We start from the raw sequence: 21,464 nt of genomic DNA, 5'->3' as shown, positions 1-21,464 counted from the left end.
ACAAATAATTAAATAATGTTCTCGTTATATACTATAATACCTTTTTTTAAGTTATTATAATACTACAAATTGCTATGAAAAAATATATTTACATCTTCATAATTTTGTTAGCTTCTTGCAAAAGCAAGCAACCTGTTGTTCCAAAAATAGAAGAAGTAAAAAAACCAGAAGTTGTCGTTGTAAAACTTCGCTATGTAAAAATGAAATTTGCAGAAGTAAATACTTTAGACAGAAATAGAGCATACAATTTAGGCAAACGATTATTAGAAACCTGCAATACATCAAAGTTTAAAGCATTTTCTAAAGAAGAAGCTACAGAAAAAGTAATTTTAAATGCAACTGTTGAAAAAATTTCAAAAACATGTCAAAAAATCAATGCTAGAAACGGAAAATTTATTGATTTAAATCTAATTGAAGTAATTCATGATACAGAAACCGATTCATACAATTTTATATATAAAATCGCTTACGAAAAAAAATATTTTGAGCGTGAATTATATGTAACTATTAATTCTGACGGAAAAGTTTCGGCAATTTCTACTAAGGAAATTCCAGTAAGTCATAAATAAAAAAAACTCTAAAACTATTTGTTTTAGAGTTTTTCATTATTATTCTTCTTGATAGTATTAAAATACAAACATTGCTCTTTCGCTCATCATTTCGTTTACTTCATCAGCAACTTGTTCAATTACAGCTTCATTAGTATGATTCATTAAAACTCTGTCTATAAATTCTACAATAGTTTCCATATCATCTTCTAGCAAACCACGAGTTGTAATTGCTGGTGTTCCAATACGAATTCCAGAAGTTACAAATGGTGACTTATCGTCAAATGGAACCATATTTTTATTTACAGTAATTTCTGCTTTTACTAAAGCATTTTCTGCTTCTTTACCAGTAATATTTTTATTTCTTAAGTCAATCAACATCATATGATTGTCTGTTCCTCCAGAAATTAAATCGTAACCACGTTTCATAAAAGCTGCAGCCATTGCTTTAGCATTTTTTTGAACTTGCATTGAATATCTAAAAAACTCATCGGTTAAACATTCGCCAAATGCTACAGCTTTTGCAGCAATAATGTGCATTAATGGTCCACCTTGATTTCCTGGAAAAACTGCCAAATCTAAAAGAGAAGACATCATTCTGATTTCTCCTTTTGGAGTTGTTAATCCAAACGGATTTTCAAAATCTTTTCCCATCATTATTAATCCACCACGAGGACCACGCAAGGTTTTGTGTGTTGTTGTTGTAACAATATGACAATGCGGAATTGGATCATTCATCAATCCCTTAGCAATTAAACCCGCAGGATGAGAAATATCAGCAAGTAAAATAGCGTTTACCGAATCGGCAATTTTTCTAAAACGTTCAAAATCCATATCACGACAGTACGCAGATGCACCAGCAATAATCATTTTTGGTTGTTCTCGAGTTGCAATTTCTTGAATTTTATCATAATCAAATCTTCCAGTTTCTTTTTCAACTCCATAAAAAACAGGATTGTATAATCTTCCAGAAAAATTTACTGGAGAACCATGAGTTAAATGTCCGCCATGAGATAAATCAAAACCTAAAATTTTATCGCCAACTTTTAAACAAGCGTGATAAACCGCAGTATTTGCCTGCGAACCAGAATGTGGTTGAACATTGGCATATTGAGCACCAAACAGTGCTTTGGCTCTATCAATTGCAATTTGTTCTACAATATCTACAACTTCACAGCCACCATAATAACGTTTTCCTGGATATCCTTCGGCATATTTATTGGTTAAACAAGAACCTGCAGCTTCCATAACTTGGTCGCTTACAAAATTTTCTGAGGCAATAAGCTCAATTCCTTCTATTTGTCTTTCTTGTTCGTCTAGAATTAGGTCAAAAATTTGTTCGTCGCGTTGCATTTTATTAGATTTTCGTTAAAAACTTTCCAAATTTACAAAATATGTTTGTGAAATAAATTCAAAATGATATATTTGATTACATTTTTTTCAACAATAAACTAACACACTACTATGCCAAATATTGCCAACAATCCAGATAGAAAAACTTGGTTAAATGTAACCGAGTCATGCGATTTTCCTATTCAAAATATTCCTTTTGGAGTTTTTATTACCAAAGAAGATGTAATCACAATTGGAACAAGAATTGGAGATTTTGCAATAGATATGGGTGCTTTGCAACAATTAAACTACTTTGAAGGTATCGAACTTACTGATGATATGTTTATGCAAGACACGTTAAATGATTTTATATCTGATGGAAAAAAAACTTGGCGATTGGTAAGAAATAGATTAGGAGATATTTTTGATGCCGAAAATCCTGAATTAAGAGATAATGCAGAGCATAGAGAAATAATTATTTTTAAAATGGAAGATGTAGAAATGCAACTTCCTGTTTTAATTGGCGATTACACCGATTTTTATTCAAGTAAAGAGCACGCAACCAATGTTGGAAAAATGTTTCGTGATCCAGAAAACGCTCTTTTACCAAACTGGCTTCATATTCCTGTAGGTTATCATGGAAGAAGTTCTACAATAGTTCCATCTGGAATTCCGGTTCATAGACCAATGGGACAAACGTTACCAAATGGCGAAAGCACTCCAGTTTTTGGTCCTTCACGATTAGTAGATTTCGAATTAGAAACTGCTTTTATTACGACAGATGTAAATGTAATGGGTGAAAATGTGCCAATTAGCGAAGTTGAAGATTATATTTTTGGAATGGTTTTATTAAACGATTGGAGCGCAAGAGACATTCAAAAATGGGAATATGTACCACTTGGACCATTTTTAGCCAAAAATTTTGCTTCATCAATTTCACCTTGGATTGTTACAATGGATGCTCTTGAACCATTTAGAATTAAAGGTCCAATACAAGAACCAACTCCACTTCCCTATTTGCAACACAACGGAAAACATGCTTATGATATAAATTTAGAAGTTTACATTCAGCCAGAAAATGTAGAAGCAAGTTTGGTTTCTAAATCAAATTTTAAATATATGTATTGGTCAATGTCACAACAATTAGCACATCATACTTCTAACGGTTGCAGAGTAAATTCTGGCGATATGATGGGTTCTGGAACCATTTCTGGACCAACAGAAGATAGTTATGGATCAATGTTAGAATTAACTTGGAGCGGAAAAAACCCATTAATAATGAAAGATGGTACAGAACGTAAATTTATTAATGATAACGACACGGTTACTATGAAAGGATATTGTCAAAACAGTTCGGTAAGAATAGGTTTTGGAGAAGTTTCTAGTAAGTTATTACCAACTTTTGTTAGAAAATAAATTCCTTGAAAATTTAATTATTTTAACCAATTTTAAAAAATATTTTCAAATTATTAATCCAAAAATATTAACTATGAATTTTAAAATTACTTTATTCTTATCATTTTTTATTATTTTAACTTCATGTGGAGTTCGACAAACTAGAGAATCTTTATCTAATGGTGATTATGATGATGCAATTAACAACGCTGTAGAAAGTTTAAAAAACAGAAAAGATGCCAAAGGAAAACAAGATTACGTATATCTTCTAGAAGAAGCATTTGCAAAAGCCAAAGAAAGAGATCAAAGTAATATTGCTTCTTGGTTTAAAGACGCTAACCCAAGTAATTTAGAAAAAATTTTCAATACCTATCAACAATTGAACAGTCGCCAAGACAAAATTAAACCGTTATTACCTTTGAAATTATTAAAAGAAGGTCGCAATGCAACTTTTCCGTTTGATGATTATTCTGATCAAATTATAAGTAGTAAAAATGCACTTGTTAAATATTTATATGATAATTCTAAAGCGTTATTGGGTTCTAAAGATAAAATGAGTATTCGTCGTGCCTATGATGATTTTATTTATTTATCACAATTAAATTCAGATTACAAAGACACTAAAAAATTAATAGACGAAGCTAAGTTTAAAGGAACAGATTTTGTAAATGTTTATACAAAAAACGAAACCAACATGGTAATTCCTATTCGTTTGCAAAATGATTTATTAGATTTTAGCACTTTTGGTTTGAACGATAAATGGACTGTTTATCATAGTAATCGTCAAAAAGAAATTACTTATGATTATGGATTAATTGTTAATTTTAGACAAATTGATATTTCGCCAGAGCAAATAAAAGAAAAAGAATTTGTAAAAGAAAAACAAATAAAAGACGGAACTAAACCTTTACTTAATGCTCAAGGACAACAAGTTAAAGACAGTTTAGGTCATGTAATTATGGTTGATAATTTTAAAACCATAAGAGCATCAATATATGAATTTAGACAATTGAAATCGACACAAGTTGTTGCCAAAATTGATTATATAAATTTCAATAACAATCAATTAATAGAAACTTTTCCGTTAGCTAGTGAATTTGTTTTTGAACATATTTATTCAAAATATACAGGCGATAAACGTGCTTGTGAAGAAACGTATTATCCAAATTTTGATAGAAGAGCAGTTCCTTTTCCAAGCAATGAGCAGATGGTTTATGACTCTGGCGAAGATTTAAAAACTAAATTGAAGGATATTATTGTTCGTAATAAGTTTAGAAGGTAAGAATTTTAAAAAAAACGCAATATTAGTTGTCTATTTGGACAACTTTTGTAAATTTGCACTATGGAAAAAAGAATTACTTTTCGAACAGTAATTTCATATAAAAATTATTTTAATGATTTTTTAGCTTCTCAAAATCAAAAGTTAAATTAAAAATAGCTTGGACTCTAAAGTTAATTGAAGAAATTAAACAAGTTCCAGAAACTTATTTAAAACATATTGAAGAAACTGATGGATTATACGAAGTAAGAATACAACAAGGAAGTGATATTTTTAGAATTTTTTGTTTTTTTGATGAAGGTAAATTAATTGTTTTAGCGAATGGGTTTCAAAAAAAACTCAAAAAACGCCTAAAAAAGAAATAGTAAAAGCATTAAAAATTAAAAAGGATTATTATGAAAACAAATAAAAATACAAAAACGCTAAGTGAAATAATAAATGATGAATTTGGAGAAATCGGTACAGAAAAAAGAACTGAATTTGAAGAAGGATATGAAAATTTTAAATTAGGTGCACTTGTTCACGATGCAAGAATTGAAAAAGGTTTAACACAAGAACAACTTGCTATAAAATGCGGAACAAACAAATCATATATTTCAAAAGTTGAAAATAATGTTAAAGACGTAAGACTTTCAACATTACAAAGAATTATAGAAGTTGGTCTTGGTGGTAGATTAAATTTATCCGTAACACTTTAAAAATCACAAAAATAAACTGGTTTATTAACCAAAATTTCATTAGACGTTGGCGTTAATAAACCAGTTTTTATATCTCTATCATAAACACAAACTGTATTGGAAAGTTGACTTGCAACCAAAACCGTTTTATCATTATTGGTTAAAATAAAATTTCTTGGCGATTTTCCTGTAGGTATTTTTTGAATGACTTTTGTTTCATTTTCCAACTGTAAAACAGCAATAAAATTATCGTTTCCTCTTACAGATGCATACAAGAATTTTTTATCTTTACTCAATTTAACTTCCGCAGCTGAACCACTTTTTGTTTTATCATCAGTTAAATTAATGGTTTGAATCAATGAAAGTTTATAGTTTTTATATTCAAAAACGCCTATTTGATTAGTCAATTCAAAAGTTACAAATGCTTTTGTTCCTGCTTTGTTAAAAACTAAATGTCTTGGTCCATTTGCTTTTGGTACTTCTATAGTTTTAGTATTTTTATCTTGTAAAAAAGTTTTAGAATTTTCATCAAATGGTATAATTTCTATAACATCTCTACCCAAATCGGTTACAAAAATTTTATTTTCTGTAGGATGAAAAACTACCGAATGAACATGTGGTTTTTCTTGTCTATCAACATTTACACTTTTTCCTTCGTATTGAATTAGTTGATTATTTTCAGATAAATTGCCGAATTTATCAATTGGAAAAACACTTAAATTTCCGCCAGAATAATTTCCAACCAAAACAAAATTTTCATTTTTGCTAAATGCAACTGTACAAGGATGATTTCCTTTAGTGAAAAAAGAATTTATTTTAGTGAATGCTTTACTAGATTTATCATACGAAAATGAAGTTACTTTTCCGCCATCATTACTTGCTGTTTCTTCAACTGTAACAACAATTGTTTTAGATTTATTTGCAATTACAAACGATGGGTTTTCAACTCCTGTAATTACTTTTTCTAAAACAACTGAATTAGTTTTTGAATCAAAATTAATTAAATTTATTCCTTGCGAAGCATTATCAGTGTAAGTTCCAACGAGAAAAGAATAGTTTTTATTTGAAGAGCAACTACCAAAAAATAAAGCCAAAATTGAAACTAAAAGTAACGGTTTTTTCATAAAAAAATTAAAGTTTAGTTCGCAAATCATCTACTTGAATATCGCTGTGAGAAACATTGTAAATTGCTTTACCATCTTTAATTAGAATGAGTTGTGGCGATTGATGTTCAACATCAAATCGAGTTGCAATTTCATTGGAAATACTTCTGTTTTCTAATAAATCTAGAAAATATGGAGTTACTTTTTCTTCCAAATCAAATTCGTTTTCAAATTGTTTTAAAGCCATTCTGCTTATGCTACAACGTGTACTGTGTTTGAAAATTAGTACAGGTTTTGTTGTAGATAAGTCTATAATTTCATTCAATTGTCCTAAATCTGTTAGTTGTGTCCAAGACATTTTTGAAGAATTTTCACTTTCGTCTGATGATCCAAATATATTTTTAAATAAACTCATTTTATTTTTTACTAATTACATTCAATTGATTTTGTAAAATTACAGCATCTTTTTTTAAATTATGGCTATTTAAAATTCTAATTATAAAATATTTTAACTATTTAGTTTTTAATTTATTGTGAAACAAATTGAGAATTTGGCATACAAACCGACTTTTTGTCGTAAATTTAATACTATTTTAAGCAATAATTCAGTCATTTTGTCTTGAAACTAGTATTGGAATATAAATTGACTAATCTATAAAACAATAACTACACAAAAATAAAAATATATGAACTTTAATAACTTAACAATTAAGTCGCAAGAAGCATTGCAACAAGCACAGCAAATTGCGCAAAGTTATGGTCAACAACAACTAGAAAACGAACATATTTTTAAAGGAATTCTAGAAGTTGATGAAAACGTAACGCCTTTTATATTAAACAAACTTAACGTAAATATCGATTTGTTTAAAAAGATTTTAGACAGCACAATTCAAAGTTTTCCAAAAGTTTCTGGTGGCGAAATTATGCTCTCTAGAGATGCAAATACTGCATTAACCGAAGCCAACATCATTGCCAAGAAAATGAACGATGAGTATGTTTCAATAGAACATTTGCTACTAGCAATTTTTAAATCTAAAAGTAAAGTAGCCCAAATTTTAAAAGATCAAGGTGTAACCGAAAAAGCATTGCAAGCAGCTATTAAAGAAATTAGAAAAGGTGAAAGAGTAACCTCTGCATCTGCCGAAGAAACTTATAATGCTTTGAATAAATATGCCAAAAACTTAAATGAATTAGCTAGAACAGGAAAACTTGATCCAGTTATTGGAAGAGATGAAGAAATTCGTAGAGTTTTACAAATATTAACCAGAAGAACTAAGAATAATCCTTTACTTGTTGGTGAACCTGGAGTTGGAAAAACTGCCATTGCCGAAGGTTTAGCACACAGAATTGTAGATGGCGATGTACCTGAAAATTTAAAAGATAAAATTATTTTTTCACTAGATATGGGTTCTTTAATTGCTGGTGCAAAATACAAAGGAGAATTTGAAGAACGATTAAAAGCAGTTGTAAAAGAAGTCACATCATCTGATGGAGACATTGTTCTTTTTATTGATGAAATTCACACATTAGTTGGTGCTGGTGGCGGTGAAGGCGCAATGGATGCAGCCAATATTTTAAAACCTGCTTTGGCTCGTGGCGAACTTCGTGCTATTGGTGCAACGACATTAGACGAATATCAAAAATATTTTGAAAAAGACAAAGCACTAGAACGACGTTTTCAAAAAATTGTTGTTGATGAACCAGATACCGAAAGTGCTATTTCTATTCTTCGTGGAATAAAAGAAAAATATGAAACCCATCATAAAGTTAGAATTAAAGATGATGCCATTATTGCTGCCGTAGAATTATCGCAACGTTATATTACCAATCGTTTTTTACCAGATAAAGCTATTGATTTAATTGATGAAGCTGCATCAAAATTGCGAATGGAAATAAATTCTAAACCAGAAGAATTAGATGTTCTAGATAGAAAAATAATGCAGTTGGAAATTGAAATGGAAGCCATAAAAAGAGAAAATGATGCAAGTAAATTAAAAAGTCTTTCAATGGATTTAGCCAATTTAAAAGAAGATAGAAACGAAATTTTTACCAAATGGAAATCAGAAAAAGACGTTGTAGATAACATTCAAAATATAAAACAAGAAATTGAAGATTTTAAAGCCGAAGCAGAACGTGCAGAACGCGATGGCGATTATGGAAAAGTAGCCGAACTGCGTTACGGTAAAATAAAAGATGTACAAGAAAATTTAAATGTTTTACAAAAACAATTGCAAGAAAATCAAGATGGAACAACGCTAATAAAAGAAGAAGTTACTAGAGATGATATTGCCGAAGTTGTAGCAAAATGGACCGGAATTCCGATAACAAAAATGCTTCAAAGTGAACGTGAAAAACTATTAAAACTAGAAGATGAATTGCACCAACGAGTTGTAGGTCAAGAAGAAGCAATTGAAGCTGTAAGCGATGCTGTTAGAAGAAGTCGCGCAGGATTACAAGACATGAAAAAACCAATTGGTACGTTTTTATTTCTAGGAACAACTGGAGTTGGAAAAACAGAATTGGCCAAAGCACTTGCCGAATATTTATTTGACGATGAAAATTCATTAACAAGAATTGATATGAGCGAATATCAAGAACGACATAGCGTAAGCCGTTTAGTTGGTGCGCCACCAGGATACGTTGGTTATGACGAAGGCGGACAATTAACCGAAGCTGTTCGTAGAAAACCTTATTCTGTAATTTTACTAGACGAAATTGAAAAAGCACATCCAGATACTTTTAATATTTTGTTACAAGTGCTAGACGAAGGAAGATTGACCGACAATAAAGGACGATTAGCCGATTTTAAAAACACCATAATTATTATGACTTCCAATATGGGAAGTGCTATTATTCAAGAAAAATTTGAAAATTTAAAAGGAAGTGTCGAAGCCGCAACTGAAGCAGCCAAAATTGAAGTTCTTGGATTATTAAAACAAACTGTTCGACCAGAATTTATAAACAGAATAGACGAAATTGTAATGTTTACGCCATTAACCACAGCCAATATTAATAAAATTGTTGGTTTACAATTGAAAAATGTAATCAAAATGTTGGCACAACAAAACATTACAATGGATGCAACTCCAGAAGCAATTCAATATCTTGCTGAGAAAGGTTTTGATCCTCAATTTGGTGCGCGACCTGTAAAACGTGTTATTCAGCGTGAAGTTTTAAACCAACTTTCTAAAGAAATTTTGGCCGGAAAAGTAGGAACAGATAGTATTATTTTGCTAGATAGTTTCAATGGTGAATTGGTTTTTAGAAATCAAACCGAAGTTGAAATTCTTAATTGAAAATAAAGAAAATTTTATTTGAAAACATCAATTCAGTAATGAGTTGGTGTTTTTTTATTTGTATAAAATTATTACTTTAGCAAGAATAAATTACTAAACTAAATGATTAAAACCTACTTATTGTTATTACTATTGTTTTCAATTTCATCAAGTTATGCTCAACAAGAAATAATAAATGAATCTGATTTAGATCCTAAAGTAGTACTATATATTGCTCCGCTTTCATTAATTGATTTTTTTGATGGTCCATCAATTAGATATGGTACAGACATAAAATTACAGAATAAATTATCTTTTTCTCTTGAAGCAGGAAATTATTTACCTAGTAATCAAAGTGTTAAAATAAATTCTAGTGGTTATCTTATAAAACCCGAAATTAAATTTAGAATTCTAGAAAATAAATACAATACTCAATATCTTGGCATTGAATACCAATACAAGCAACAATCTTATGATTTTAAAGATAGCATTTCTATAAATGATGGACCAAATTTTGAAAAACAATATTCTATGAAAAGAAAAATGAACTGCATTTCTTTAAAATATAGTTTTGTAGAAGAATTGGGAGAAAAATTTACATTTACTTATTATTTTGGATTAGGAATTCGTTTTTTAAAATCTTCAAATAATTTATCACAAGAAGAAAACGATGGTATTTTAGATGATGAATTTCATGGCGGAACACAAGTTGAAAGTTTGATAAGACCAATTGGGACAATAAATACTGTAAATATTTCTATTGGGATAAAGTTTGGTTACATATTATTTTAAGTTTTATATTAAAATACAAATATCATTTCGATAAAGAATTGATGTTTTTTTATACATTTACTCATCCAATATATAATACCATTTATTGAATTATAATATAGAGATTTTATTAACTAACATACTAATTTATGAAAAACATTATTTTAAAAAACGGAATTATTGGCGGAACTATTGTAAGTGTGATTATGATTTTTGTAACTTTATATATGAAAGCCAATCCAGATAATGAACCAAGCATGATTGTAGGTTTTGGCAGTATGTTTTTAGCATTTGTATTTGTAATTCTTGGAATTAAGCAACATCGTGATGCCAATAATAATAGTATAACTTTTGGAAAAGCATTTATTACAGGTATACTAATTTCATTAGTAATTTCAATAATTTATGTAATTGTATGGTTGATTATACATTATAATTTCTTTCCAGATTTTATGGAAAAATATGGTGAAATGGTTTTGAAAAATACAAAACCAGAAGATATTGCCGAAAAAACTAAAGAAATTAACCAAATGAAAGAATGGTATAAAAGTCCAATAATGGTGATTTTATTGACATTTATGGAAATTTTGCCTTTAGGAATTGTAGTTTCATTAGTTGGTGCTTTAGTTTTAAAAAGAAAAGCTAATAATGACATCAACTCTTAAAAATGATTTTTTATCAGCAACAATAAAACATTTTGGAGCAGAATTAATTTCATTAAAAAGTAATTTTAAAGAATATATTTGGGAAGGAAACTCTGTTTTTTGGGGTAAACATTCTCCGGTTTTATTTCCAATTGTTGGAACCTTAAAAGACAATTCATATTTATATAATAATAAAAAATATGAAATGTCTAGGCATGGTTTTGCAAGAGATAAAGAATTTACAGTAATAAGTCAATCAGATATTGAAATCGTATTTTCTTTAAAATATGATGATGAAACTTTAAAAATTTATCCATTTAAATTTGAATTGCAACTCCATTATACTTTGTCCAAAAAAAAAGTATCAATAAATTATAAAATAATAAATCTTGAAGAAATAGAAATTCCTTTCAGTATTGGCGCACATCCAGCATTTGCATTAGAAGAGAATTTTGAAAATTATTCCTTAGAATTTCAAGAACAAGAAGTCTTAAAGTGTTTTACACTAGAAAACGATTTATTATCTAATAACAATTATGAAATAGAATTAAAAAATAAAAAATTACCACTTTCCTACTCGACTTTTAAAAATGATGCTTTAATTTTTAAATCGTTACAATCTAAAGAAATAACAATTCTTGAAAATGAAAACCCAATTCTAAAAGTAAAATTTAATGATTTTAACAACCTTGGAATTTGGACGAAAATAAATGCTTCATTTATTTGCATCGAACCTTGGCTTGGTTATTCTGACACGCTCAATACAACTGGAAAATTATTAGAAAAAGAAGAAATTAAAATTTTATCTTCAAAAAGTAGTATTGATTATCAGTTTTCGATAGAAATTTTATAAATTCACAGAAAAATATTTTTATGTTAACCATAAATTTTCATCCGTTTAAAAACTTAGAAACTAATCGATTATTATTGCGAAGAGTTTCTGTAAATGATGTTGCCGAGGTTTTAAAACTTCGTAGTGATAAAGAAACAATGAAATACATTCCAAGACCTTTGGTAACTTCTCAAGAGGAAGCTTTGGAACATATTAATATGATTGAAGATAAAATTGAAAGTAACGTTGGAATTAATTGGGCAATTACTATAAAAGGAAATCCTAAATTAATTGGAATTATTGGTCATTATAGAATTCAGCCAGAAAATCATCGTTGCGAAATTGGTTATATGATTTTGAAAGAATATTGGGGAAAAGGCATTGTTACCGAAGCAATTGAAGTAGTTTTAAAATATGGTTTTGAAGATTTAAATATGCATTCTATAGAAGCAGTTATTGATCCAGACAATATTGCATCTGAAAAAGTTTTAATAAAAAACGGATTTGTCAAAGAAGCTCACTTTATAGAAAATGAATTGTATGATGAAAAATTTTTGGATACCGCAATTTATTCTATTTTGAAAAGAAATTTTAAAAAATAAAAAATATATACGTGTTTATGAACGAATTTGAAAAACAATATGAAGAGTTACAAAATTTTTTAAAATTTGAAGACTATTCTATTTTAACAAAGAGAATTATTGATTTAACACTTGACACAGAAGAGTTAAACCATTACAAAAAAACAAACGACTTCCTTGTTTGGTTAGACCAAAATGAAAACAATATTGATGGTAAAAAAGAAAAATACCAAACCGTTTTATCTGATTTACACGAAACTTTATCAAAAAAACCAATACTTGATAAAAAAATATTGGTTTCAACTACTGGTTTAGAAAAAAACTATGGAAGTTCAAGTTTTGGTCTTGGTCCAATTGATTTAGAATTACATCAAGGAGAAATTCTAGGTTTAGTAGGCGAAAACGGAAACGGAAAAACTACACTTTTAAGAAGTCTTTGTGGAGAATTACATCCAACTTCTGGAAAAATTGATTACCATTTTGAACACAAAGATTTATATGATTTAAGAACCAAATTGGTTTATATTCCTCAACGAACTGATACTTGGTATGGTTCAATGTTTGAAAACTTACAATTTACAGCTACAAATTATGGTTATAAACCCGAAGAAAATGAATTAGTTGTTGAATTAATTATTGCTCGATTGGGTTTACGAAAATTTAGAAATCATAGTTGGAAGAGTTTATCATCTGGATATAAAATGCGTTTTGAATTGGCAAGAATGTTGCTTAGAAAACCAAAAATATTATTAATTGATGAACCTTTGGCTAATCTTGATATTCTTGCTCAACAAACTGTTTTAGAAGATTTTAGAGCAATTGCAAAATCAGCTTTTAGACCAATTGGTATTGTATTGAGTTCGCAACAATTGTATGAAGTAGAAAAAACATCAGATCAAGTCATTTTCTTAAAAAACGGAAAACAAAAAAACTTACACGAGAAAATAAATCCAGAAAATGAAATTCAACAAAATAATCTAATTATTGAATTTGAAAGCAATTGGACTCAAAGCCAACTTGGTGATGTTTTTGCAAAACTCAATATGATTTCTTTACAATTTAATGGCGGAACTTACATAGTGAATTTTTCAGAAAATGTTACAGTTTATGATTTTATGACTTTAGCAACCGAAAACAAAATTCAATTACTTTACTTTAGAAATATATCCAACTCAACAAGACGATTTTTCGTTTCCTAATACTTGCAATTATGTTTAAAAAAATTCAAAATTATTTATTGATAAATTATCCGTTGTTGTGGAATATTAAAATTGTTCCAATGGCAAGTTTTTTAATCGTTTTTAATATTATCTTCTTTTTCTTAGGTTATGTTTCTGGTGAGATTGATTTTACAACAACTGGTGGCAATTATTATAAAAACAATCAAGAAATCATACTTTTCTTTGGTGTTTTAATCTCAATTTTATTGTTTATCGTTTGGTTAGTTTTTTATCTAAAAAACAATGGTTTTAAATCTTTTTATCCAAAGAGAAACAACTCTTTGTTTAAAGAATGGTTTATTATTTTTTCTTTACTTATATTAATATCTTCTTTTAGTTTTAGTTTTTTGTTTGGAAGCGATTTACGAGTAAAAAGTTATTATTCTGAGAAAGAAGCAACTAAAAGATGTGCAACTCTAGCCAAAGCAAGTTTGTTTTTGGGTTATACTTATGACGGTCCACAATATGTTGATAAAATGATTAATGACACACTACAAAGTGTTCCTTTAGATCATGTTTTATTTAATAATAAAAAATATTCATTAGAATCATTAATAAATAAAGATATTGAAAACTTTAGTTTTTTTGAAGTTACATCTGATTCATTAACAAAAATTAAAATAAAAAATTGGCTTGTAAATCAGCAAAAAGATTCAATCAAAGCTGTTATGAATGATTTTTTTAAAATTGCAAATGAGCACAATCTAAGATCAAATGTAGATGCCGAAAAATGGTTTTCTATTGTTTATAATTACCCAACATTTACACAAACTTTAAAAGTTGCAAAAGAAGAAAAAGGATATTATAATAATTATGGTAATGAATATGCAAACTCTGAAACAACTACTATAGATGGAGCTTATGAATATAATTATGACTCTATAAACCAGTATACAAAAACTATAGGAAAAGAAAAATATATTTTCAATCGAAATTATGTTCCAGCTGAAGTTTTGTTTTCAAATTATGAAGAAATTGCATCAACTTATACAAGTTCGTCTATAAAAGAAGAAATGATTTTATTTGCGCTCTATTTTTCTTTCGGATTAGCAATAGTTATTTTTTCATTTAGAATAAGTTCTGGCAGAAATTGGCTAATTGCTTTGGTAAGTTTAGGTGTTTTAAATATTTTATTGGGAATATTATCAGGAATATTTGGTTCAGAAAAATTTTACTTATCCGGATTGTTAGTTGTTTCAATGTCCTTATTTATTTATTTTATATTTATTACTTCTAGAAAAACTACTAAAGGTATTTCTCCAATTACATTAAACGGATTGTTGTGGCTATTTCCAACAGTAATTCCAATTGTTTATTACTTGCTTTTTAATTTTTTAAAATACACTTATGGATATTATGAAAGATATGATGATTTTAACTATGATAATTATCCAGTTTTAAAATTTCTAAAAGATAATGATGAATCAATGCTTTGGCTAAACGTAGTTTTTGTAATAGTTATGATGTACTTCTTTTCTATAAAAATAAAAAAATGGAAAGGTATTGCTGAGAATTAAAAAATAAAATAAAACCCTTTAAAAAAATCTTTAAAGGGTTTTTAATTTTGGTAAGGTTCTAATATATAATTCTTCTACTTTTTTTCTTGCCCAATCAGTTTTTCTCAAAAAAGTTAAACTCGATTTCACACTGGGATTTTCTTTGAAACATTTAATATTTATAAATTCTTCCAAAGTATCAAAACCATAATAATCAACTAATTGCTCAACTATTTTTTGAAGTGTAATTCCGTGAAGTGGATCTTTTTGTTTTTCCATGACGCAAAAATAGTTTATTGAAATTGGTTGACATAAAAAAACCATCTCATTTTTTAGACAAGATGATTATTAAAATAATTTGCTAAATATTATTGAACTGCTAATAATGCATTTATGTTTCCGTGTCCATAATCAGCATTTTTAGTTGGATAATAAGTTGCCGATTGTTTCATTTTTGTTAAAACCTGATCTCTTGTCCAAGTTGGATGTGCAGACCAAACTAATGCTGCAATTCCAGCTGTTGTTGCAGTAGCTACTGATGAGCCACCAACATAATCTGATTGATTGTCATAATAACTATCAACTGGAACTGAATTTCCTGAGCTAGTTCTTTGCATTTGAATAGTAAAATCTATTTTACTACCAACATGGCAAACATCACATTTTTGATTTGATGTTCCTTCTTTTACACCAGTTACTGCAACAGCTTCTGGCATCCAAGCAGGAAAAATAACTCCTACAAAAGTTGTAAAACTTGTTGATGTTCCGCCTGCACAAAAAATTAGTTTTCCTTTATTATAGGCATATTTTACACCATCTGATATTTTTCCAACAGAAATAATATTTCCCATTGACATAGATATAATTTTTACAGATGCATTATTTCCTAATGCTGTGAAAGCATTTTTCACTCCATTTTGCTCATGATAACCATCAAGAACCACATTGGAAGCTGCACGATAAGTTATTAAATTTGAATTATAAGCAACTCCAACAGGTAAACCATTGTCGTTTCTTGGTGCTGCAGCTACAGATGCCATACTTGTTCCATGACCGCATTGGTCATCTGGTCCATCAGTTGCTGTACTCCAAGGCCAAATAGAATCTACATAAGTTCCAAATTTTTGAATTGATCTACCTGATGAAAGTCCATCATTAAAATTACTTCCTAAAAGTGTTTGATTTGGCGAAGTTCCAGAATCTATAATTCCAATAGTTATTCCACTTCCTGTTGATAAACTCCAAGCAGCAGGAATATTATGTTGGTAAAATGTCCAAGGTGCTTTTGCGTTTGGAGTTACTGTTGTATAATCTGTTGTACTTAAAGTTTCTGATTCATATCCACAACCAGAAGATGATGAAGATGATTTTTCTAAACCACTATTTACTCCAGAATAACTAAAATCTGCTGGTTCTAAATAGCGAATGTATTTACTACGTTTTAATGCAATTATAGTTTCTTGTTTTTCAATTATTACATCTATTTGATTTAAATATCGATCTGAAACAATTAAAATATTATTTATTGATTTTCCTTCGTATCTAATAATAATATTCAATATCTCGTTTTCAATAACTTTATTATTTGATGTTTTACTTCTATCAAAATCGGCAACAGTATTTCCAAAACCAATTGACGCAACTTTTTGTCCTTGATAAATTGCACTCCATAAAACATGATTTGACGCTTCATTCCAATTAAAAGAACCTTTTGTAGCAAATGATTGATCTATTTTAGAATTTATTTCATCTATTGTTAAAGAATTTGTTTGAGCTTGATTAATTACAATTTGGTCAGTGTTACTTTCATCTTTTGAACAAGCTGAAAACACAAATAGTGATAATACACATAATTTTAATAATTTTTTTATCATTTTAGGTTTTTTTTATGGTTAGTTTTACGAAAATACCAATTTATTTATTCTGTTTTATTACTATTTTATTTTGTTATTAACATTTTATTACAATGAAGTCGTTTAAACTTATTTCAATAACTAAAAAATAATTTTAGTATTTTTTACTACATTTGCCATAATGATAAAAACTGCTAACATACTTAATAAAAAAGCCAAATTCGATTATGAAATTCTCGAAACTTATTCGGCAGGAATTGTGTTAACAGGTACAGAAATAAAATCAATTCGTTTAGGCAAAGCTAATATTACTGAAAGTTTTTGTGAATTTAATAATCTTGAATTGTTTGCTATTAATACTTCAATTGAAGAATATGCTTTTGGAAATCAATTTAACCACAAAGCGAGAAGTGAACGTAAACTTTTACTCAATAAAAAAGAATTAAAATCACTTGCTCGTAGTGTTGAAACTAAAGGTTTAACAATTGTTCCGCTTAGATTATTTACTAATGAAAAAGGATTGGCTAAACTAGAAATTGGACTTTGCCGTGGTAAAAAAACCTATGACAAGCGCGAATCTCTAAAAGAACAAGATACCAAACGCGATTTAGCGAGAATCAAAAAAGAATTTAATTAAAAATAAAAAAAATATTGATTGTTTTTTTTGTTCAAAAATTATGACTAAATTTGTCATGAATAATTAAGTCATAAATAAAATGCAAACTTTATTAAAAAACGCTAGAGAAAAAAAAAACATAAAAACTCGAGAGTTAGCACAACTTTTAGGTATTGATCAAGCATTGATTAGTAAATTTGAAAATGGCACACGCAAACCTACTAAGGATCAAGTATTAAAACTTGCCCAGGTTTTAGAAATAGACTATGAAACATTGATGGTCGCTTGGCTAAAACAAAGAATTCTTTATGAAATTGGAGATGATAATTTGGCTATAAAAGCAATGATGCAAGTTCAAGAAGAAAGAGAAGTTTACCAAAAATCAACTCATTTACTTTCTACAAATTTAAATAATTTATTATCCGAAATTGATGTTTTAAAATCAAAGCTTGATAAATTTCGTGCATTTGATAGTTTTAGAATTGCTCAAGCACTAGAACTTGAATACACATTTGAAAGTAATAGAATTGAAGGAAATACATTAACACTTCGTGAGACAGATTTGGTCATAAATGAAGGTTTAACCATTTCAGGAAAAAGTATGCGTGAACACCTAGAAGCAATAAATCATGTTGAGGCAATTGGTTATATAAAACTATTAATGGAACGAAATTTTTCATTTAATGAAAGAGAAGTTTTAGCAATTCATAATTTAATTCTTAGAGGAATTATACCCGAAGATGCTGGTAAATATCGAAGAGTTCAAGTTATGATAAAAGGAAGTTCACATATGCCACCACAACCTTTTATTGTTCCTAAACAAATGGAAGATTATTTTATTTGGTATGAAAACAATAAAAATAAATTGCATCCAATTATTCTTGCTGCAGAAATGCACGAAAGATTAGTAACAATTCATCCATTTATTGATGGGAATGGTAGAACTTCGCGGTTGGTAATGAATTTAATTTTATTACAAAACGGTTTTGTAATTGCCAATATAAAAGGTGATTATGATTCTAGAATGACTTATTATCAATCTTTAGAAACTTCTCAAACAACAAACAATAAAGAAAATTTTTTATTGTTTATTGCTCAAATAGAAAAAGAATGTTTAGAGCGTTATTTGTCAATTATTGAACAATAACTTATATTTAAAACTCATCTTGTTTTTATTAAATTTAGATGGGTTTTATTATTCTTTTATAAATTTCCTTATAATAGTTTTTCCATCAAATGAAATTTTTATTAAATAAATTCCATTTAAAAGCGATGCAACATTTATTTCATTAGAATTAATTGTTTCAGCATCTTCGATCACTCTTCCTTGAGCATCATAAATTTTATAGTTAGAAATGGTTAATCCATCAATAAACAAAACATTTTTTACAGGATTTGGATAAAAAATGATTTCTTTTTCATCAAAATTTTGATTATCCAAAACACAATTTTGTCCAGTTCCTGCAACAGCCGAAAAAACTCCATTATTTACAGACCAATGTTCCCAGTTTCCGCCGACTCCACCATTTTGCCATCCGTTAGATAAATCAAAATAATTTGTTCCGTTCATAGTACCTGGAACTTTATACACTTTTAGTGCTTCACCACCAAAATTCCATGTTAATGGTTGTCCAGATTGACAATTTTCAACATGATTTGGCCAAAAACAATTAGGTTCAATAAAATAAGCAAATTCATCATAATTTGGATAATCACCATAAACCTTAGCTTTTCCATCATTTCCTATACAAACCGCAACATATTCATTACAGGCAATACCATTAACTACAGTTATAGGAAAAAATAGAGCCATAAAAGTAGCATGTCTTCCTCTTCTATCTGGACTATCATAATGTGTATCTGTAATTACATTTCCTAAAAAAGGAACATTTAAAAAGTCAGTAGTTGGCAAAGTTGTACCAGAATATCCACCTAAAGTAACATTTGATGCATATGGATTTGCCATTGCTTGTGCTGAAGTGACAGTACCATTTTGTGCAGAAAAATATCTTCCTCCTAAAATTGCCATTCCAGCACTTGTACCACCAATTGGCGCATGTTTTGTTGATACGTGAACATTTAATAAATCTTCTAATGCATTGTCCTTAAAATAGGAAACATAATTCCATTGATCGCCACCAGCAAACCAAATCATTTCGGCATTAGCAACTTTATTCAATACATAAGGATTTGTAGCTCCAGCAACAGAAGTTATAACTATAGTTTCGACTGAATTTACAGTTACTCCTAACTGAGAATATAAATAATCATTATAACCATTGCTTCCAGATGAACGCAATACTACAACATCACCACCATTAGCTTTTTGTAACAACCAAATCATAGCATTATCATGTTCTGTTGCTCCACCCATTAAACAAACACCAAACTCTGGATTGGTAGTAATATTAGTTGCATTTCCAGTAAAATAACTTGTATAACCTTGTGCAAAAAAGCTAATAGGTAAAAAAAGAATAAATAGTAAAAAATTCTTCATGTTAATTTTTATTTTCTAATAAAGGTACAAAAATAAAATTTCCAAATTCGTGTCTTTCAAATTGAGTTTCGTTTTTTCTAATTAACAAAGTCATTACCTGTATTTTTTCTCCAAGCGGAATTACAAGTCTTCCTCCTATTTTTAATTGAGCCATAAGTGGTTGCGGAATAATTGGCGCACCAGCAGTTACAATAATACTGTCAAAAGGTGCTTCACTTTCTAGTCCAATATATCCATCTCCAAAAACAAATGATTTTGGTCTGTAACCTAAAGTTGGCAAAAATCTAGATGTTTTTTTAAACAATTCATTTTGTCGTTCTACCGAATATACTTTGGCACCAAGAAAACATAAAACTGCAGTTTGATAACCACTTCCAGTTCCAATCTCTAAAATTTTATCACCTTTTTTAACTTCTAATAGTTGACTCTGAAATGCAACAGTATAAGGTTGCGAAATTGTTTGATCTTTACCAATTGGAAATGCTTTGTCTTGGTAGGCAAAATTTTCAAAACTAGAATCTAAAAATAAATGTCTCGGAATTTTTTTAATTGCTTCCAATACATTTCTATCTATAATTCCTTTGTCTTCAAGAATTTTAGCCAGTTGATTTCTAAGTCCTTGATGCTTGTTTGTATTATTCAATTTAGTAGTAAATAAGTTTTCGTAAAATAACATTAAAAATATGAATTTTCAAATTACAAAATTCATATTTAATCTATTTATTTTTCAATTGGAATTTAAAATTTCAACATTGGAATTTATTATATAATTAGTACTTTTGATAAAATTTAATTTTATGCTAAAAGTTGGCGTTTTAGGTGCTGGTCATCTTGGAAAAATACATTTACGATTATTACAACAATCTGAAAAATATGAATTGGTTGGTTTTTATGATGAAAATCACGAAAACGGTGCCAAAATTGAAGCCGAATTTGGTTATAAACAATTTGATACCATTGCAAGATTACTTCACGCAGTTGATGTTATTGATATTGTTACTCCTACTCTTTCTCATTACAAATGTGCAAAAGTTGCCATAAAAAGTGGCAAACATGTTTTTATAGAAAAACCAATTGCAACAACTGTTCTTGAAGCCGAAGAAATCATTGCTTTGTCTAAAGAATATAACGTTAAAGGACAAGTTGGTCACGTTGAACGATTTAATCCTGCATTTACTGCTGTAAAAAATATGATTGAAAATCCAATGTTTATAGAAACGCATCGCTTGGCAGAATTTAATCCTCGTGGTACAGATGTTCCTGTAGTTTTAGATTTAATGATTCACGATATTGATGCCATTTTAAGTGTTGTAAAAAGCAAAGTAAAAGCAGTTCACGCAAGCGG

At 28.7% G+C, this 21,464-nt stretch carries 22 protein-coding genes; 15 read left to right on the top strand and 7 right to left on the bottom strand.

Features of this window, described 5'->3' with window-relative positions:
- Positions 1-74: 74 nt before the first annotated feature.
- On the top strand, positions 75-569 hold the full coding sequence (locus tag ACH2BO_RS12055) for a hypothetical protein (protein WP_395044980.1): 495 nt from the start codon (positions 75-77) through the stop codon (positions 567-569).
- 57 nt (positions 570-626) lie between these two features.
- Here the strand turns inward: ACH2BO_RS12055 and glyA are convergent, their stop codons facing one another.
- Positions 627-1,901, bottom strand: coding sequence for a serine hydroxymethyltransferase (gene glyA / locus ACH2BO_RS12050; protein ID WP_395044979.1), 1,275 nt, complete (start codon positions 1,899-1,901; stop codon positions 627-629).
- A gap of 111 nt (positions 1,902-2,012) precedes the next feature.
- Between glyA and fahA the strand changes: the two genes are divergently transcribed.
- The 4 genes from fahA to ACH2BO_RS12030 all read left to right on the top strand — a co-directional run bounded on the left by fahA (position 2,013) and on the right by ACH2BO_RS12030 (position 5,252).
- On the top strand, positions 2,013-3,296 hold the full coding sequence (gene fahA, locus ACH2BO_RS12045; protein WP_395044978.1) for a fumarylacetoacetase: 1,284 nt from the start codon (positions 2,013-2,015) through the stop codon (positions 3,294-3,296).
- A 73-nt stretch (positions 3,297-3,369) separates the two neighbouring features.
- On the top strand, positions 3,370-4,557 hold the full coding sequence (locus ACH2BO_RS12040; protein ID WP_395044977.1) for a hypothetical protein: 1,188 nt from the start codon (positions 3,370-3,372) through the stop codon (positions 4,555-4,557).
- 152 nt (positions 4,558-4,709) lie between these two features.
- Positions 4,710-4,919, top strand: a complete 210-nt coding sequence (locus ACH2BO_RS12035; protein WP_395045029.1) for a type II toxin-antitoxin system RelE/ParE family toxin — start codon at positions 4,710-4,712, stop codon at positions 4,917-4,919.
- Positions 4,920-4,949: 30 nt separating this feature from the next.
- On the top strand, positions 4,950-5,252 hold the full coding sequence (locus tag ACH2BO_RS12030) for a helix-turn-helix domain-containing protein (protein WP_395044976.1): 303 nt from the start codon (positions 4,950-4,952) through the stop codon (positions 5,250-5,252).
- On the opposite strand, the gene ACH2BO_RS12025 is transcribed toward ACH2BO_RS12030, so the two are convergent.
- Positions 5,249-6,355, bottom strand: coding sequence for a lactonase family protein (locus ACH2BO_RS12025; protein ID WP_395044975.1), 1,107 nt, complete (start codon positions 6,353-6,355; stop codon positions 5,249-5,251). The genes ACH2BO_RS12030 and ACH2BO_RS12025 overlap by 4 nt on opposite strands.
- Before the next feature lie 7 nt (positions 6,356-6,362).
- Positions 6,363-6,749: a bacillithiol system redox-active protein YtxJ gene (gene ytxJ, locus ACH2BO_RS12020; RefSeq protein WP_395044974.1), complete on the bottom strand. Its 387-nt coding sequence runs from the start codon at positions 6,747-6,749 to the stop codon at positions 6,363-6,365.
- Positions 6,750-7,020: 271 nt separating this feature from the next.
- Between ytxJ and clpB the strand changes: the two genes are divergently transcribed.
- From clpB to ACH2BO_RS11985, 7 genes are all read left to right on the top strand, one after another.
- On the top strand, positions 7,021-9,630 hold the full coding sequence (clpB, locus tag ACH2BO_RS12015; RefSeq protein ID WP_395044973.1) for an ATP-dependent chaperone ClpB: 2,610 nt from the start codon (positions 7,021-7,023) through the stop codon (positions 9,628-9,630).
- A 102-nt stretch (positions 9,631-9,732) separates the two neighbouring features.
- Entirely contained in the window at positions 9,733-10,401 is a 669-nt protein-coding gene (locus ACH2BO_RS12010) for a hypothetical protein (protein WP_395044972.1), read from the top strand.
- A gap of 128 nt (positions 10,402-10,529) precedes the next feature.
- Positions 10,530-11,045, top strand: a complete 516-nt coding sequence (locus ACH2BO_RS12005) for a DUF4199 domain-containing protein (protein WP_395044971.1) — start codon at positions 10,530-10,532, stop codon at positions 11,043-11,045.
- A complete protein-coding gene (locus tag ACH2BO_RS12000; RefSeq protein WP_395044970.1) occupies positions 11,029-11,877 on the top strand; it encodes an aldose 1-epimerase family protein in 849 nt (282 codons plus the stop codon). The genes ACH2BO_RS12005 and ACH2BO_RS12000 overlap by 17 nt, the downstream gene beginning before the upstream one ends.
- A gap of 20 nt (positions 11,878-11,897) precedes the next feature.
- Positions 11,898-12,458: a GNAT family N-acetyltransferase gene (locus ACH2BO_RS11995; protein ID WP_395044969.1), complete on the top strand. Its 561-nt coding sequence runs from the start codon at positions 11,898-11,900 to the stop codon at positions 12,456-12,458.
- Positions 12,459-12,475: 17 nt separating this feature from the next.
- Positions 12,476-13,636, top strand: a complete 1,161-nt coding sequence (locus ACH2BO_RS11990) for an ATP-binding cassette domain-containing protein (protein WP_395044968.1) — start codon at positions 12,476-12,478, stop codon at positions 13,634-13,636.
- A gap of 11 nt (positions 13,637-13,647) precedes the next feature.
- Entirely contained in the window at positions 13,648-15,174 is a 1,527-nt protein-coding gene (locus tag ACH2BO_RS11985; RefSeq protein WP_395044967.1) for a hypothetical protein, read from the top strand.
- 30 nt (positions 15,175-15,204) lie between these two features.
- Here ACH2BO_RS11985 and ACH2BO_RS11980 read toward each other — a convergent pair whose 3' ends face one another.
- Positions 15,205-15,432, bottom strand: coding sequence for a VF530 family DNA-binding protein (locus ACH2BO_RS11980; protein WP_395044966.1), 228 nt, complete (start codon positions 15,430-15,432; stop codon positions 15,205-15,207).
- An 89-nt stretch (positions 15,433-15,521) separates the two neighbouring features.
- Positions 15,522-17,027 carry a S8 family peptidase gene (locus ACH2BO_RS11975; RefSeq protein ID WP_395044965.1) on the bottom strand — a complete coding sequence of 502 codons (1,506 nt, stop codon included), beginning with the start codon at positions 17,025-17,027 and terminating at the stop codon, positions 15,522-15,524.
- A gap of 160 nt (positions 17,028-17,187) precedes the next feature.
- Between ACH2BO_RS11975 and smpB the strand changes: the two genes are divergently transcribed.
- Positions 17,188-17,643 carry an SsrA-binding protein SmpB gene (smpB, locus tag ACH2BO_RS11970; RefSeq protein ID WP_395044964.1) on the top strand — a complete coding sequence of 152 codons (456 nt, stop codon included), beginning with the start codon at positions 17,188-17,190 and terminating at the stop codon, positions 17,641-17,643.
- A gap of 79 nt (positions 17,644-17,722) precedes the next feature.
- Positions 17,723-18,769, top strand: coding sequence for a Fic family protein (locus tag ACH2BO_RS11965; protein WP_395044963.1), 1,047 nt, complete (start codon positions 17,723-17,725; stop codon positions 18,767-18,769).
- 48 nt (positions 18,770-18,817) lie between these two features.
- Here the strand turns inward: ACH2BO_RS11965 and ACH2BO_RS11960 are convergent, their stop codons facing one another.
- Together ACH2BO_RS11960 and ACH2BO_RS11955 are read right to left on the bottom strand one after the other, a co-directional pair.
- Positions 18,818-20,119: a T9SS type A sorting domain-containing protein gene (locus ACH2BO_RS11960; protein WP_395044962.1), complete on the bottom strand. Its 1,302-nt coding sequence runs from the start codon at positions 20,117-20,119 to the stop codon at positions 18,818-18,820.
- A 1-nt stretch (position 20,120) separates the two neighbouring features.
- Positions 20,121-20,762, bottom strand: a complete 642-nt coding sequence (locus ACH2BO_RS11955; protein ID WP_395045028.1) for a protein-L-isoaspartate(D-aspartate) O-methyltransferase — start codon at positions 20,760-20,762, stop codon at positions 20,121-20,123.
- A gap of 154 nt (positions 20,763-20,916) precedes the next feature.
- Here ACH2BO_RS11955 and ACH2BO_RS11950 point away from each other — a divergent pair.
- A partial coding sequence (locus ACH2BO_RS11950) for a Gfo/Idh/MocA family protein (RefSeq protein WP_395044961.1) occupies positions 20,917-21,464 on the top strand: 548 nt, incomplete at its 3' end.

Origin of the sequence: Flavobacterium sp. (assembly GCF_043773265.1) — a bacterium.
Classification (GTDB): Bacteria; Bacteroidota; Bacteroidia; order Flavobacteriales; family Flavobacteriaceae; genus Flavobacterium.
This window is presented reverse-complemented; position numbering and strand designations above follow the sequence as displayed.

Coding starts and splice junctions, on each gene's coding strand:
- smpB (WP_395044964.1), top strand. CDS start 17,188: ATGATAAAAACTGCTAACATACTTAATAAAAAAGCCAAATTCGATTAT.
- ACH2BO_RS11990 (WP_395044968.1), top strand. CDS start 12,476: ATGAACGAATTTGAAAAACAATATGAAGAGTTACAAAATTTTTTAAAA.
- ACH2BO_RS12040 (WP_395044977.1), top strand. CDS start 3,370: ATGAATTTTAAAATTACTTTATTCTTATCATTTTTTATTATTTTAACT.
- clpB (WP_395044973.1), top strand. CDS start 7,021: ATGAACTTTAATAACTTAACAATTAAGTCGCAAGAAGCATTGCAACAA.
- ACH2BO_RS12005 (WP_395044971.1), top strand. CDS start 10,530: ATGAAAAACATTATTTTAAAAAACGGAATTATTGGCGGAACTATTGTA.
- ACH2BO_RS11965 (WP_395044963.1), top strand. CDS start 17,723: ATGCAAACTTTATTAAAAAACGCTAGAGAAAAAAAAAACATAAAAACT.
- ACH2BO_RS11975 (WP_395044965.1), bottom strand. CDS start 17,027: ATGATAAAAAAATTATTAAAATTATGTGTATTATCACTATTTGTGTTT.
- glyA (WP_395044979.1), bottom strand. CDS start 1,901: ATGCAACGCGACGAACAAATTTTTGACCTAATTCTAGACGAACAAGAA.
- fahA (WP_395044978.1), top strand. CDS start 2,013: ATGCCAAATATTGCCAACAATCCAGATAGAAAAACTTGGTTAAATGTA.
- ACH2BO_RS11960 (WP_395044962.1), bottom strand. CDS start 20,119: ATGAAGAATTTTTTACTATTTATTCTTTTTTTACCTATTAGCTTTTTT.
- ACH2BO_RS12025 (WP_395044975.1), bottom strand. CDS start 6,355: ATGAAAAAACCGTTACTTTTAGTTTCAATTTTGGCTTTATTTTTTGGT.
- ACH2BO_RS11995 (WP_395044969.1), top strand. CDS start 11,898: ATGTTAACCATAAATTTTCATCCGTTTAAAAACTTAGAAACTAATCGA.
- ACH2BO_RS12030 (WP_395044976.1), top strand. CDS start 4,950: ATGAAAACAAATAAAAATACAAAAACGCTAAGTGAAATAATAAATGAT.
- ACH2BO_RS11980 (WP_395044966.1), bottom strand. CDS start 15,432: ATGGAAAAACAAAAAGATCCACTTCACGGAATTACACTTCAAAAAATA.
- ytxJ (WP_395044974.1), bottom strand. CDS start 6,749: ATGAGTTTATTTAAAAATATATTTGGATCATCAGACGAAAGTGAAAAT.
- ACH2BO_RS12055 (WP_395044980.1), top strand. CDS start 75: ATGAAAAAATATATTTACATCTTCATAATTTTGTTAGCTTCTTGCAAA.
- ACH2BO_RS12000 (WP_395044970.1), top strand. CDS start 11,029: ATGACATCAACTCTTAAAAATGATTTTTTATCAGCAACAATAAAACAT.
- ACH2BO_RS11985 (WP_395044967.1), top strand. CDS start 13,648: ATGTTTAAAAAAATTCAAAATTATTTATTGATAAATTATCCGTTGTTG.
- ACH2BO_RS12010 (WP_395044972.1), top strand. CDS start 9,733: ATGATTAAAACCTACTTATTGTTATTACTATTGTTTTCAATTTCATCA.